This is a genomic window from Sphaerisporangium album (genome assembly GCF_003323745.1).
GTDB lineage: Bacteria > Actinomycetota > Actinomycetes > Streptosporangiales > Streptosporangiaceae > Sphaerisporangium > Sphaerisporangium album.
On record NZ_QOIL01000013.1, the window covers coordinates 49508 to 64996 of the forward strand.

The following is a 15489-nucleotide window of genomic DNA, read 5'->3' on the forward strand; positions in this document are numbered from 1 at the left end:
CGGGAGCGGCACGACCATCCGAGAGCCCGACCGGAGGGGAACCATCAGTGAGCGACCAACGGCGCGTCATGGATCAGGCGTCACACCATGCGGAGCCGTCATCCCAGGCCCTCGCGCCGACGGCGGACGAGATACGCGAGGCCGTCGCCCGGGCGCTGCGGATACCCGCGGACGAGATCGACGACGACCGTGATCTCTTCGAGCTCGGCCTCGACTCGCTCACCCTGATGGGGCTCGCCGGAGCCTGGCGCCGCCTCGGCAGCGCCGTCACCTTCCAGGAACTGGCCGAGCGGCCGGTGCTCGGCGCCTGGTCCACGCTGCTGCGCGAGAAGGCGGGGCGACCGGCCTCCGCGGCCGACGTTCCGGGCGAAACGCCGGACACGGCCCCCGGTCTCGAAGAGGACGCGCCGTTCCCGCTGGCGACGATGCAGCACGCCTACTGGATCGGCCGGCAGGACGGCCAGCCGCTGGGCGGTGTCGCCGCCCACTTCTACGTCGAGCTCGACGGCGCGGACGTCGACCCCGTACGGCTGGACGGAGCCGTGCGCGCCCTGACCGAACGTCATGGCATGCTGCGGGCCCGCTTCGACGACGAGGGCCGCCAGCGTTACGGCCCCGCCTCCGGCGGCCTGGTCGTCCACGACCTCCGGGAACTGCCCGCCGATGACGTCGCGGGCACGCTGGAGACGCTGCGCGAGCGGAACACCCACGGCCGCCTGGACATCGCCGCGGGCGAGGTCTTCCGGGTCTTCCTCTGCCTGCTGCCCGGCGGGGAGACCCGGCTCCAACTGGACCTGGACATGATGGCCGGCGACGCGCTCAGCCTGCGCGTCCTGCTCACCGACCTGCGCCGGCTGTACGAGCGTCCCGGCGAGGCCCTGCCCGCGCTCACCCTCGGGTACGGCCGCTACCTGGCCGAGCGCGCCCGGCGCCGCGGCCCCGAACGCGAACGGGCCGCCGGATGGTGGCGGGAGCGGCTCCCCGAGCTGCCCCGCGCGCCCCGGCTGCCCACCACCGTGGACCCGCTGCAGCCCGTGTCCGCGTCCGACTCCGCGCTCACCCACTCCCGGCGCCTGCACCACTGGCTCGACCCGGACGCCAAGGCGACGCTCCTGGCCCGGGCACGCGAGCACGGCGTCACCCCGGCCGCCGCGCTCGCCACCGCGTTCGCCGAGGTCATCGCCGCCTGGAGCGACGGCGAGCGCTTCCTGCTCAACCTCCCGCTGTTCGACCGGGAGCTGGTCACTCCCGACGTCGCCGGGCTCGTCGGCGACTTCAGCGGCTCGATCCTGCTCGACGCCGATATGCGCGCCGCCCTGCCGTTCGCCGAGCAGGCCCGGCGGTTGCAGGACGGGCTGCGCGCCGCCATCTCCCACGGCGCGTACGGCGGCGTCGAGGTGCTGCGCGACCTCGCGCGCCTGGAGGGCGGCCCGGTGCTCGCGCCGGTCGTGTACACCAGCGCCATCGGCCTCGGCGAGATCTTCACGCGGGACGTCCAGGCGACCTTCGGCCGCCCGGTGTGGATCATCTCCCAGGGTCCGCAGGTGTACCTCGACGCCCAGGTCACCGAGCTCGACGGCGGTCTCCTGCTCAACTGGGACGTCCGCGACGGCGTGCTCGCCCCCGGCGTGCCGGACGCCGCGTTCGCCGCCTACCGCCGCCTGGTCACCGGCCTCCTGACCACCGGGGAGGCCTGGCTGCGCCCGGTCGGATCGCTGCTGGACGAGGACAGGCTTCCCGCCCGCGCCGTCGCCGCCCTGCCGCCTTCCCCGCCGCCCGGCCATGTCCTGCACACCCGCTTCTTCCGGCTCGCCGAGCAGCGGCCCGGACGGGTCGCCGTCGTCCGGGAGGACGGGTCCACGCTGACCTACGGCGAGCTGGCCCCGATGGCGCGAAGGGTCGCCGCCCTGCTGCGCCACCACGGCGTGCGGGAGGGCGACATCGTGACGGTCACCCTGCCCAAGGGCGCCGACCAGGTCACCGCCGTCCTCGGCGTGCTCGCCGCGGGCGCCGCGTACGCGCCCATCGGGGTGGAGCAGCCGGCCGTCCGGCGCGCCCGCATCCACGCCGCCGCCGGCGCGGCCGTCGCACTCACCGACGACGCCCACGCCCACCTGTGCGCGGACGTCCCGGGGGTCACCGTGCTGCGGCTGGCCGACGCCGAGCGCCACGCCCCCGCGAACGTGGCCCATCCAGGACCGGACGGCCCCGCCTACCTGCTCTTCACCTCCGGCTCGACCGGAACGCCCAAGGGCGTGGAGGTGTCGCACCGCGCCGTCGTCAACACCATCGACGCGATGGGCGACCAGTTCGGCGTCGGCCCCGGCGACCGCACGCTCGCGATCTCCGCCCTGGACTTCGACCTGGCGACCTACGACATCTTCGCCCCGCTCTCGGCCGGCGGGGCGGTGGTCGCCGTCGGCCAGGAGCACCGGCGCGACGCCCACCACTGGGCCCGCCTCGTCCGCGAGCACGGCGTGACCATCGTCCAGTGCGTACCCGCGCTCCTGGACCTGCTCATGACGGCGGGCGCCGACACCGGCCTCGGTGGCACGCCGCGCCTCGTCCTGCTCGGCGGTGACTGGGTCGGGCTCGACCAGCCCGCCCGGCTGCGGTCCCTCGTGCCCGGCTGCCGCTTCGTGGCCCTCGGCGGCATGACCGAGGCGGCGGTGCACTCCACCGTCTTCGAGGTCGGCGACGTCGACCCCGCGTGGCGGTCCATCCCGTACGGCGTGCCGCTGCGGAACATGCGGGCCCGGGTCGTGGACGGGCGCGGGCGCGACCGCCCCGACCACGTGCCGGGCGAGCTGTGGATCGGCGGGCCGGGCGTGGCCACGGGCTACCGCGGCGATCCCCAGCGCACCGCGTCCCGGTTCGTCGAGCACGACGGCGAGCGCTGGTACCGCAGCGGCGACCTGGCCCGCTACCGGCCGGACGGCGTCCTGGAGTTCCTCGGCCGCGCGGACCACCAGGTGAAGATCGGCGGGCACCGCATCGAGCTCGGCGAGGTCGAGGCGGTGCTGGAGGAGCATCCGGACGTGCTGCACGCGGTGGCGGCGGTCGTGGAGACCCCGGCCCGCCGCCTCGCCGCCGCCGTGTCGCCCGCGGGGGACGGCCGCCTGGACCCCGAGGCCCTGCGCGGCCGCGCGTCCGAACGGCTGCCCGCGTACATGCTCCCCGAGCCGATCCTGGTGCTGGACGCGATGCCGCTCACCGCCAACGGCAAGCTCGACCGCGCCGCGGTGCGACGGGCCCTGACGGCCGCCGCCGGTGACCACCCCGCGGCGTCGGAGCCCCCGGAAAGCCCGGTCGAGACCGCGGTCGCCCGGGTGTGGGCCGGACTCCTCGGCGTCACCGAGGTGGGCCGTGGCGACGGCTTCTTCGCGCTCGGCGGCGACTCGCTCATCGCGACCCGCATGATCGGCCGCCTGCGCGCCGCCGGCCTCGGCGGCGCCCGCGTGGCCACGCTGTTCGCCAACCCGGTCCTGCGCGACTTCGCCGCGCTGCTGACGCTCCGGCCGGACGCGCCGGGACCGGACGACCCGGACGGACCGGCCGCCGTCCTGCGCCCCGACCCCGCCCATGCCCACGAGCCGTTCCCGCTCACCGACGTCCAGGCGGCCTACCACACCGGACGTGACCCGGGCTTCACCCTGGGCGGCGTCGGGACCTGGCACTACAGCGAGTTCGACGGCGCGGACGTCGACCTCGAGCGGCTCGAACGGGCGTGGGCGAGGCTGGTCGCGCGGCACGGCATGCTGCGCGCCGTCGTCGAGGACGGCGCGCAGCGGGTGCTCGAAACCGTCCCGCCGTACCGGATCCGCCGCGAGGAGGCGGACGCGGCCGGAGCCGAGGAGGCCCTCACCGCGCTGCGCGAGCGGATGTCGCGGCAGGTCCGCGACCCCGCCGAATGGCCCCTCTTCGCCATCGCGGCGGTCCGCTACCCCGATCCCTCGGGGACGATCCGGACCAGGCTCGCCATCGGCCTCGACTACCTCGTCCTGGACGCGCTGTCGATCACCACCCTGTACGCCGAGCTCAACGCCCTCTACGCCGACCCGGGCGCCTCGCTTCCCCCGATCGAGCCGTCGTTCCGCGACTACCTCACCCAGCTGCCGGCCGACCCGGCGTCCGCCGAGCGCGCCCGGGACCACTGGCGGTCGCGGCTGGACGAGCTGCCACCCGCCCCCGCCCTGCCCTTCGCCCGGGACCCGGCGCTGCTGGGGACGCCGAGGTTCACCCGGCGGCAGTCGCGCCTGGACGCCGGCCGCTGGCGTCGCCTCCGGGAGCGCGCCGCGGCGCACGGCCTGACCCCGTCCACCGTCCTGCTCGCCGCCTACGGGGAGATCCTCGCGACCTGGAGCGGAACCGACGCGGTCACCGTCACCCTCACCCTGTTCAATCGGCGCGACCTGCACCCGCACGTGCACCGGATTCTCGGCGACTTCACCTCCCTGTCCCTGGCCGCGTACCACCGCACGGAGGGCGGCTGGCTGCCCGCCGCCGTCGCGCTGCAACGGCGGCAGGCCGAGGACCTGGACCACCAGGACGTGCCGATCGCCTGGCTGCTGCGCGAGTTCGCCCGCCGTACCGGCGCCTTCGACGCCGCCGCGCCGGTGGTGTTCACCAGCGCGCTCGGCGTCGGCGACGCCGCGCTCACCGACCCCGCCACCGGGTTCCCCGGGAAGGTGTGGGGGATCTCCCAGTCGCCCCAGGTCTGCCTCGACCACCAGGTGACCGAGGAGTCCGGCGAGCTGGTCGTCACCTGGGACGCCGTGGAGGAGCTGTTCCGCGACGGCGTCCTCGACGCGATGTTCGCCGCCCACACCCGGCTGCTCCACCACCTCGCCGACGGCGACTGGGCCGCGCCGCTCCCCGACCCGCTGCCCGCCGCGCAACGGGAGCGGCGGGCAGCGGCCGCGGTGGAGGAGGAGGGCGCGCCCATCGCGCCACGCCTGCTGCACGAGGCGTTCTTCGCGCGCGCCTTGACCGAACCGGGCAGGACGGCGCTGGTCACCGCCGAGGGCGAGACCACCACGTACGGCGCGCTGGCGGAGGGGGCGCTGCGCACCGCCGCCGCGCTGCTGGCCCGCGGCGTGCGGGAGGGCGACCTCGTCGCGGTCACGCTTCCCAAGGGACCCGGGCAGATCACCGCCGTGCTGGGCGTCCTCGCGGCCGGCGCGACCTACGTCCCCATCGGCCTCGACCAGCCCGCGGACCGCCGCGACCGGATACGCGCCGCCGCGGGGATCCGGCTCACCCTGGGGGAGCGGCCCGCCGACGAGAACCCCCCGGCGGGCTCCGCGCCGCATCCGGTGATGTCCCTCCAGGAGGCGCTGGGCCACCCCCCGCTGGACGGGCCGCTCCGCCCGCCGGTCGGCGCGCTCGCCTATGTGATCTTCACGTCCGGCTCGACCGGCGAGCCCAAGGGGGTGGAGATCACCCACGCCGCCGCCTGGAACACCGTCGCCGACATCGGGGCCCGCCACGACATCGGCCCGGGCGACCGCGTGTTCGCGCTGTCCGCGCTGGATTTCGACCTGTCGGTCTACGACGTCTTCGGCCCGCTGTCCGCCGGCGGGTCGCTGCTGCTGCCCACCGACGAGCTGCGGCGCGAACCCGGGCGGTGGCCCGTGCTGCTGCGCCGCCACGACGTCACGGTGTGGAACACGGTTCCGGCGCTGCTCGACCTGCTCCTGGACGCCGAGGAGCACGCCCCGACGGGCGCCGGGGCGCTGCGGGGCCTGCGCGTCGCGCTGGTCTCCGGCGACTGGATCGGCCTGGACCTGCCGGGCCGGCTGCGGGACGCCGCCCCCCGGTGCCGGTTCGTCGCCATGGGCGGCGCGACCGAGGCGTCGGTGTGGTCCAACACCTTCACCGTCGACAAGGTGGACCCCGGCTGGGCGTCCATCCCGTACGGGCGGCCGCTCACCGGGCAGCGGTACCGGGTCGTGGACGGCGCCGGCCGCGACTGTCCCGACTGGACGCCCGGAGAGCTCTGGATCGGCGGCGCCGGCCTGGCCGCCGGATACCTGGGCGACCCGGAGCGCACGGCGCAGAAGTTCGTCGTCCAGGACGGGCGGCGCTGGTACCGCACCGGCGACCTCGGCCGCTACCGGCCGGACGGGCTGCTGGAGTTCCTCGGCCGGATGGACACCCAGCTCAAGATCGCGGGGCATCGGATCGAGGCCGGCGAGGTCGAGGCGGCGGCCGAGGCCCATCCCGGCGTCGCCCGGGCCGCAGTGGTCGCGGTGGGGGAGCGGACCGCCCGGCGTATGGTCGCCTTCGCCGTCCCCCGCCATGCCCAGGACCCGCCTCCGGGCGACGACGGCGACCGCGATCCGGCGGAGCTCGCCGACCGGCTCCATCGCTGGTTCGGCGAGCGCCTGCCCGCCTACGCCGTGCCCTCCCGGGTGCTCGTCCTGGCCGACCTGCCGCTCACGGCCAACGGCAAGGTCGACCGCGGCGCGCTGGCCCGGCTCGCCGCGCGGGACACCTCCGCCGCCGGGGCCGAGCCGCCTCGGGGCGAGATGGAGACGGCCCTCGCCGAAGTGTGGGACGCCCTGCTGCCCGGCACGGCGCGGGACCGGAACGCCAACTTCTTCACCATCGGCGGAGACAGTCTGTCCGCGATCCGCCTGATGGCCGCGGTCGAGCGCCGCTTCGGGGCGGGCATCCCGGTCCGCACCCTCTTCGCGGCCCCGACCATCGCCGCCCTCGGCGCGGAGATCACCAGAACACTCGCCGCCGGCGCGACCGACTTCGAGATCGGAGAGCTGTGAACATCACCGAACTGCTGGCCGGATACGCCCGGGACGGCGTGGTCCTGTGGGCGCAGGACGGGCACCTGCGCTTCCGCGCGCCCAAGGGGTATCTCACCGACGAGAGGCGCGCCGAGCTCCGCGAGCACAAGGACGCGATCCTGCGGCACCTGGCCGAGGCAGAGCGGGTCCACGCCCTGCGGCACGACGAGGAGGGACGCCACGACCCGTTCCCCCTGACCGGCATCCAGGCGGCCTACCTGATCGGCCGGGCCGACGCCTACGCCTACGGCGGCGTCGCCTGCCACGCCTACGTCGAGCTGGAGTACCCCGAACTCGACGTGGACCGCGTCGCCGCCGTCTGGCGCGACATGGTAGGACGGCACGACATGCTGCGGGCGGTGGTCCACACCGACGGGTACCAGCGGGTGCTCCCCGAAGTCCCCGACGTGGAGGTCACCGTCACCGATGCCGGCGCGGCCGACGCCGGTGCCGCCGTGGAGGGCGTCCGGGCCAGGATGTCCACGCGCCAGGCGTCCCCCGGCCGCTGGCCGCTGTTCGACGTCCACCTCACCCGGGCCCCCGGGCGCGCGGTGCTGCACCTGTCGTTCGACATGCTCGCCGTCGACCACGCCAGCCTGCGCATCCTGCTCGCCGAGTTCCACGCCCTGTATCGCGGCGACGGCGATGCGCCCGCCCCGCCCGGCATCACCTTCCGTGACTACGTGCTGGCCCGGCGGGCCCTGACGGAGACCCCCGCGTACGCCCGGGACCGCGAGTACTGGACGGCCAGGCTGGAGGACCTGCCGCCGGCGCCGGAGCTGCCGGCCGCCGAGCCCTGGGCCGCGGCCTACGGCGATGTCCCCGCCGAAGGTTCCGGCGGAGGGCCGGACGAGCCCCGCGTCCGCTTCCGCCGCCTGGAGCGGGCGCTCCCCCCGGCGGCCCGCGAGCGCCTGGCCGAGCGCGCCGGGCGGCGCGGGCTGACCGTCTCGACGGTGCTGCTCACCGCGTACGCCGAGGTCGTCGGCCGCTGGTCGCGCACCCCGCGCTTCACCCTGAACATGCCGACGGTGGACCGCCCGCCCCTGCACGAGGACATCGGCCGTCTCGTCGGCGACTTCACGTCGCTGGAACTGCTCGCCGTGGACCTCACCGAGCCCGCCTCCTTCACCGAGCGGGTCCGGGCGACGGGGGCCCGGCTGCTGGAGGATCTGGAGCACCCGCTGTTCACCGGCTCGGAGGTGCTGGCCGAGCTGTCCCGCCGGGCCGGCACGCCGGTGCTGATGCCGGTGGTCTTCACCAGCGCCCTGGCGACCGCCGGAGCCCCCGCCGGCGTCCCGCCCGAGGTCGCGTACGCGGTCACCCAGACCCCGCAGGTGTGGCTGGACTGCCAGGTCATGGAGCGCGGCGAGGATCTCGTCCTGTCGTGGGACGTCCGCGAGGGCGCCCTGCCCGGCGGCGTCGCCGAGGACATGTTCGCGGGCTACGCCGCCCTGGTGGAGTCGCTGGCGGCCGAGGGCGCGCGGGCCGAGGCCGCCTGGGACCGTCCGGCCGCCGTCGCGCTGCCCCCCGCGCAGGCCGCGCGCCGGGCCGAGGTGAACGCGACGGAGGGGCCGCTGCCGGACGCGCTGCTCCACGAGCCGATCGTCGCCCGCGCGCTGGCCGTGCCCGGCGCGGTCGCGGTGGAGGCCGCGGACCGCACCCTCACCTACCGGGAGCTTCTCGGGCGGGCGGCGGAGGTCGCCGACCGGCTGGCCGCGGCCGGGCTGCGTCCCGGCGAGCCGGTGGCCGTCTGGATGGAGAAGGGCTGGGAGCAGGTCGTCGCCGTGCTCGGCACCCTGCTGGCCGGGGGCGCCTACCTGCCGGTCGACACCGCGCAGCCGCCGGCGCGCCGCGACACCATCCTCGTCGACGCCGCGGTCCGGGTCGTGCTGACGCAGTCCTGGCTGGCGGAGATCGGCGATCTGCCCGAGGACGTGTCCGCCGTCGCCGTGGACCGGCTGCCCGAGGGCGACGCGCCCGACACCGTGCCCGAGCGCCGCCGCGACCCCGACGACCTCGCCTACGTCATCTACACCTCCGGCTCCACCGGCACGCCCAAGGGGGTGATGATCAGCCACCGGGCCGCCCTGAACACGGTCGAGGACATCACACGCCGTTACGGCGTCACCGCCGGCGACCGCGTCCTCGGCATCGCGGGACTGGGCTTCGACCTGTCGGTCTACGACATCTTCGGCCCGCTGGCCGTGGGCGGTGTCCTCGTGCTGCCCGAGGCCGGGCGCCGGGGGGACCCCTCCCACTGGGCAGAGCTCATCGCCGGCAGCGGTGTCACGGTGTGGAACTCGGTGCCCGGCCAGCTGCAGATGCTCTGCGACTGGCTGCGCTCGGAGCCTCCGGCGGGGGACGGCACGCTGCGCCTGGCCCTGCTCTCCGGCGACTGGATCCCCGTCGGCCTGCCGGACGAGGCACGGGCGCTGCTGCCCGGCGTGGAGGTCATCGCCCTCGGCGGCGCGACCGAGGGCTCCATCTGGTCCATCGCCCACCCGGTCGGCGAGGTGGACACGCGGCGGCCGAGCATCCCCTACGGCCGGCCGCTGACCAACCAGTACTTCGCCGTGCTCGACCACGCCATGCGTTCCCGCCCCGACTGGGTGGCCGGCGAGCTGTACATCGGCGGGGCCGGAGTGGCCCTGGGGTACCTCGGCGACCGGGCGCGCACCGCGGAACGGTTCGTCACCGACCCCGCCACCGGCGCGCGGATCTACCGCACCGGCGACCTGGGCCGCTACCTGCCTGACGGGACCATCGAGTTCCTCGGCCGCGAGGACGCCCAGGTGAAGATCCGCGGCTACCGGGTGGAGCTGGCCGAGGTCGAGGCCGCCGTGCGGGCCCACCCGGCCGTCGCCATGGGGGCCGTCCTCGTGGACGACTCCGCCGCGGGCGGCCGCCGCCTGGCCGCGTTCGTCGAGACGGCGCGCCTCGGACCCGGTCAGCCCGGCTCACCGGTGGCCGCCCCCGTGCGCGCGGCCGCGGCCGAAGCCGTGCGCGCGGCCTCGGCGGAGGTCGACGCCGAGCGGCTGGCCGCCTTCCTGGCCACGCTCGACGAGGTCGCGCTGGCGGTGATGAGCCGCGTGCTCACGCAGGCCGGGCTGTTCACCGGAGCCGCCGGGCACACCGCCGAGGAGGTGTACGCCGCGCTGCGCTCCACCCCGCGTCACCGGCACATCCTGCGCCGCTGGCTGCGCGCGCTCACCACCCGGGGCCTGCTGTCCCTCGACGTCGAGACCGGGACCCTCCACGCGGGACGTCCCGTCTCGGAGGCGGAGCTGGAGGAGGCGTGGCGGCGGGCCGCCGCCCTGGAGCGGGAGGTGGGGTGGAGCACCGAGCTGCTCGGCGTCATGCGCACCTGCGCCGGCCGGTTGCCCGAGCTCATCGCCGGCGACCTCGACGTCCGCGCGCTGCTCTTCCCCGGCGCGGCTACGGAGGCGGCCGACGCCGCCTACCGGGACAACCTCGCCATCCGCCACCTCAACCGGGCCGTCGTGGCCGCCGTGCGCGAGATCGCCGCCGCCCACACCGGAGAGGAGCGGCTGCGCGTCCTGGAGGTCGGCGGCGGCGTCGGCGGCACGACCGGCGAGCTGGTGCCGGCGCTCGCCGGGTACGGCGTGGACTACCTGTTCACCGACTCCTCCGCGTTCTTCCTCGGCGAGGCTCGCGAGCGGTTCGCCGACCACCCCTGGGTGCGCCACGAGCGTTTCGACGTGAACGAGGACCTCCGCGGCCAGGGCTTCGTCCCCAACACCTTCGACGTCGTAGTCTGCGCCAACACCCTGCACGCCGCGTCCGACGCGGAGGCGGCGGTGGCGCGGCTGCGCGAGCTGCTGGTGCCCGGCGGCCACCTGGTCTTCGTGGAGAACACCCGGGACGACCACTACCCCCTGCTGGTGTCCATGGAGTTCCTGGAGGTCGCCGGCCGCGTCTGGACGGACCTGCGCCGGCACAACGGGCAGTCCTTCCTCACCCGGCCGCAGTGGCTGGAGGTGCTGGCCCGGCACGGCGCGTCGGACGTCGCCGCGCTCCCGGAACCGGGCGACCCGCTGGCCGCCACCGGGCAGGAGGTCTTCCTCGCCCGGATGAAGGCCGACCGCGCCCACATCACGGTGGGCGAACTGGTCCGCGGGGCGTCGACCCGGCTGCCCGAGTACATGATCCCCTCGGTGTGGCAGATCGTCGACGCCCTGCCCCGCACCGCCAACGGCAAGACCGACCGGGCCCGGCTGCGCTCCTGGCTGCCCCGCGAGGCCGCGCAGGCGACTCCGGACGCCGACGACCGGCCGATGGACGAGCTGGAGACCAGGCTCTCCGCGCTGTGGGCGGAGCTGCTGGGCGCGGAGCACGTCCGCCGCGCGGACGACTTCTTCGCGCTGGGCGGCGACTCCCTGCTGGTCGCCCGCATGGTCGGACGGCTGCGGGAGCGGGTGCCCGAGGCCACCGAGCTGGAGTGGGAGGTCGTGCTGCGGCACATGTTGCGGCGGCCCACGGTGGCGGGCCTCGCCGCGTTCCTGCGCGGCCTGGGCGGCGAGTCGCCGGCCGCACGGCCCGGCGCGCCGATCGACCCCGTCGTCCACCTGCACGGCTCCCGGTCGGCCGACGAGCCCACCACCGTCCTCGTGCACGCCGGCACGGGGACGATCATGCCCTACCGGGCGCTGGTCACCGAGATCAGGCGGCGCTCCCCGGGCGTCGCCACCGTCGCCGGCCTGGAGGTCCCCGGGCTCGACGACTACCTGACGGCCCCTCCCGAGGGCCTCATCGAACGGCTCGCGGCCGACTACGCCCGCGCGCTGACGGCGGGCGGTGGCGATCGCTTCCACGTCGTCGGCTACTGCCTGGGCGGCCTGATCGCCACCGAGGTGGCCCGCAACCTGGCCGAGTCGGGCGCGCGTGTGGAGACCCTGACGGTCATCAGCAGCCACAGCCCGCGGTTCCGCCTCGACGACGAACTGCTGTCGGAGTACTCCTTCGCGGTGATGATGGGCATCGACCCGGCCGACCTCGGTTTCCCCGGCGACCAGTACCGGGTGGCCGCTGCCGCGGACGCCGTGCTGGCGGGCAGTCCCGGCGTCCTGCCCGACGGCGGGCTCGCCGCCCTGACGGGGGAGTACGCCGACGTCGCCGCCTGCTTCCGTGCCCTGGCCGCGGTGCCCCGGGCCGCGCGCATCGCCCGGATGTGCGAGGCCGTGCCCGCCTCGGCGGGCAGCTACGAGCCCGGCCACATGACGCGCCTGTTCTCCGCCTTCCGGCAGAGCGTCTTCGCCATCACCCGCTACCACGCGGAGCCGTACGCGGGCGACATCACCTTCCTGCGCCACGACGGCGCGTACCCGTTCCCCGGCAGCAAGGCCGCCGTCACCGGGTACTGGGAGGAGCTGACTCTCGGCGACCTGGAGATCGTCGACATCGGCGGCGACCACTTCAGCTGCCTCTCGGCCGAGCACGCGCCCGCGGTGCTGAAGATCCTCGGCGAGCTGACCGACGGCGCGGTGACCCGATGACGGCCACCCCGGTCATCGGCGTGCTCGGCGCCTCGGGCGCGGTGGGCCGGGCCGCGGTCCGCGAGCTGCTGGACCTCGGCCACACCACGCTACGCCTCGGCGGGCGCCGCGCCGGCGCCCTCACGCGGGTACGCGACGAGGACCTCACCGGCCGCGGCGAGGTCGCGCCTACGGACATCGGCGACGCCGCGAGCCTGGCCGCCTTCGCCGGCGGATGCGACGTCGTCCTCAACTGCGCCGGCCCGACCTACCGGCTCAGGGCCACCGTGGCCTCCGCCGCGCTGGCCGCCGGAGCGGACTGCGTCGACGTGGCCGGCGACGACCCGGCCGCGGAGGACCTGCTCCAGGCGGGCGACCCGGCCCGCGACGGCCGCGCCGTAATCCTGTCGGCCGGGGCGCTGCCCGGACTCTCCTCACTGCTTCCCCGGTGGCTGGCCCGTCAGGGGCTGGACGAGGTGCACGCGCTGACCGCCCACTGCGGCGGGCTGGAGCCGTGCTCTCCGACCGTGGCCACGGACCTGATGCTCTCGCTCACCTCCGGCGGCGCGGACGGGGCCGCGTACGGCGAGCCGCTGGCCGCCGTACGCGGCGGGCGCCGTGCCTCCCGCGCGCTGAGGGCGACCGAGGACGCCGAGGCGCCCGGCTTCCCCGGCCGTGTCGCCCTCCAGCCGTACCTCGGCGGCGAGACCGAACGCCTCGCCGCGCGCCTCGGCCTGGACCGCGTGGACTGGTTCAACGTTCACCCGGGCCCGCAGGTGCACGCCCTGCTCAACCTGCTGCCGGCCCGCCTCGCCGCGGGGGAGGACATGGAGCGGCTCGCCGACCGGCTCATCCTCGCCGCCGAACTCGACCTCGCCGGGCGCACCCCCTACTACGTGCTCGGCTTCCGCCTCACCGGCACCGCCGGCGGCGAGCCCGCGGAGCGCCGCCTGACGGTGCGCACGGCCAGCAGCTACCGGCTCACCGCTGTCGTCGGCGCCCTGGCGGTGGACGCCGTGCTGCGCGGCGCCGTGCCACCCGGCGTGCATTTCGCCTGCGACGTGCTCGACCCGGACACCGTCGCCGACCGCGTCCGGAGCGGCGGGGCCGCCATCCGGTTCGATCTGTCCGGCGGGCCGCACGACGTCGAAATGGTCGAGGAGGGAGTGCTGTGAGCGGGCCGCCTCCCCTGCGCGTGGTCGTCTGCGGCACCAACTTCGGCCGCTTCTACATCCAGGCCGTGCTCGACCACCCCGGATACGTCCTGGCCGGAATCCTCAGCCGCGGCTCCGCCGCCTCCCGCGACCACGCCCGGCGCCTCGGCGTGCCGCACCATACCGACGTCGGGGAACTGCCGGACGACGTCGACGTGGCGTGCGTCGTGGTGGGCTCGTCGATCCAGGGAGGCGAGGGAACCGCCCTGGCCAAGGCCCTGATCGGCCGTGGCGTGCACGTCCTGCAGGAGCACCCCGTCCATCTCGGGGAGCTGACCGAGTGCCTGAAGCTCGCCCGCGCCCACCGCGTGCAGTACCGGCTCAACACCCACTACCCGCACGTCGGACCGGTGCGCGCGTTCATCGAGGCCGCCCGCAGGCTCGCCGTGCGGCGCGAACCCCTGTTCGTGGACGCCGCCACGCCCATCCACCTGATGTACCCGATGGTGGACATCCTCGGCCGCGCGCTGGGCTCGCTGCGCCCGTGGCGGTTCGCCGCCCCGGCGCCCGTCCCAGGGGAACTCGGCGCGCAGCCGTTCCGCGTCCTGCAGGGGCTGCTCGGCGGCGTGCCGCTGACCTTGCGCGTGCACCACCAGATGGATCCGGCGGACCGGGACAACCACGCCCTGCACTGGCACCGGCTGTCGGTCGGCACCGAGGGAGGGGTGCTCACCCTCGCCGACACCCACGGGCCGCTGCTGTGGAGCCCCAGGCTGCACGTCGGTCGGGACTCCGGCCACCGGTTCGTCCTGGACGGGCCCGGCACCGGCGATCTCGGCCTCGCCACCGTCACGGTCGCCGGCGGCGCCGGGACGTTCCGCGAGGTGTTCACCGAGCTGTGGCCGCAGGCCATCGGCCTCGCGCTCGACGGGATGCGCGACGCCGTGGCGGAGGGCGGGGACGCGCTGCGGGCGGCGCAGTACGACCTGGCGGTGTGCCGCATCTGGTCGGACCTGGCCGCGCGGCTCGGGCCACCGGAGATCGTCCGGCCCTCCGCCCCGCGCCCGCTCGCGGCCGTCGAGGTGTTCCCCGGCCTTCCGGCCCCCGGTGAGGTGCGGGCACCGGCGCCCTCACCACGGCACCAGGCCGCCGACGCGGCGCCGCACGTGCCCCCGGCCGAGGCGCCGTACGTGCCGTCGGCCGAGTTCTTCGACCTGGTCGCCACCGAGCACACCGCCACCGGGAGCGCCGCCGCCATCGCCGGGGCGCTCGCCGGGGTGGACCTCTCCCACGGGCCGGTGGTCGACATCGGCGCCGGCACCGGCCTGGTGACCGAGGCCGTCGCCCGCGCCCGGCCCGACGCGGAGATCCTGGCCTGCGAGCCGGCCGTCGGCATGCGGGCCGTGCTCACCAGCCGCGTCTTCAGCGACCCCTACCTGCGCCCCCGGGTGACGATCACCGCGGACGCGGCCCCCGAGCTGGAGCTCCCGGACCGCGTCAGCGCCGTCCTGCTGTGCGGCGTCCTCGGCCACCTGGACGCCGGGCGGCGCGAGCGGCTCTGGGAGCGGCTCCTGCCACGCCTGGCTCCCGGCGGAGTGGTCATCGTCGAGCTCATGGGCCTGGAAACGCCCCTGGTCCTCCCCGAAGCCCGCATGGCGACGGCCCGGGCGGGCCGGCACCGCTACGAGTGGTGGTTCTCCGGCGCCCCCGGCGACGACCCGGGCGAGATGCGGCTGCGCACCACCTGGCGCGTGTACCGGGAGGACGAGGACGCGCCGCTGCGCGAGGTCCGCGACTCCTACCGGTGGATCCCCTTCGGGCTGCGGCAGGTGGCCGAGGAGTCCGGGCTGCACCCGCGGGCGCTCCCCACCCGGCCGGGCGCGCCGCCGCTCGCCATGCTGACCCGCCGACCGCCATGCTGACCCGCCGTCCGGCCACCGGCCCTCCGGCGACGTGGCTCGCTCGCCGTCTCGCCACCGGCCCCCTCTCTCCGACGGCGAAGCCGACCGGCCGACCGGCAACCGGCCTCAACTCTCCGAC

The 15489-nt window shown here is 75.9% G+C and carries 4 protein-coding genes; all 4 read left to right on the forward strand.

Annotation, left to right across the window (positions count from 1 at the left end):
* Nucleotides 1-47: 47 nt before the first annotated feature.
* Genes DQ384_RS22740 through DQ384_RS43015 form a run of 4 tightly spaced genes read left to right on the forward strand, consistent with a single transcriptional unit; the run spans nt 48 to nt 15371 of the window.
* Entirely contained in the window at nt 48-6782 is a 6735-nt protein-coding gene (locus tag DQ384_RS22740) for a non-ribosomal peptide synthetase (RefSeq protein WP_245966701.1), read from the forward strand.
* Nucleotides 6779-12316, forward strand: coding sequence for a non-ribosomal peptide synthetase (locus tag DQ384_RS22745; RefSeq protein ID WP_114030902.1), 5538 nt, complete (start codon nt 6779-6781; stop codon nt 12314-12316). Before DQ384_RS22740 ends, DQ384_RS22745 begins: the two co-directional genes overlap by 4 nt.
* Complete coding sequence (locus DQ384_RS22750) at nt 12313-13470, forward strand: saccharopine dehydrogenase NADP-binding domain-containing protein (RefSeq protein ID WP_114030903.1); 1158 nt, start codon at nt 12313-12315, stop codon at nt 13468-13470. The genes DQ384_RS22745 and DQ384_RS22750 overlap by 4 nt, the downstream gene beginning before the upstream one ends.
* On the forward strand, nt 13467-15371 hold the full coding sequence (locus DQ384_RS43015; protein ID WP_114030904.1) for a Gfo/Idh/MocA family oxidoreductase: 1905 nt from the start codon (nt 13467-13469) through the stop codon (nt 15369-15371). Before DQ384_RS22750 ends, DQ384_RS43015 begins: the two co-directional genes overlap by 4 nt.
* Nucleotides 15372-15489: the final 118 nt, after the last annotated feature.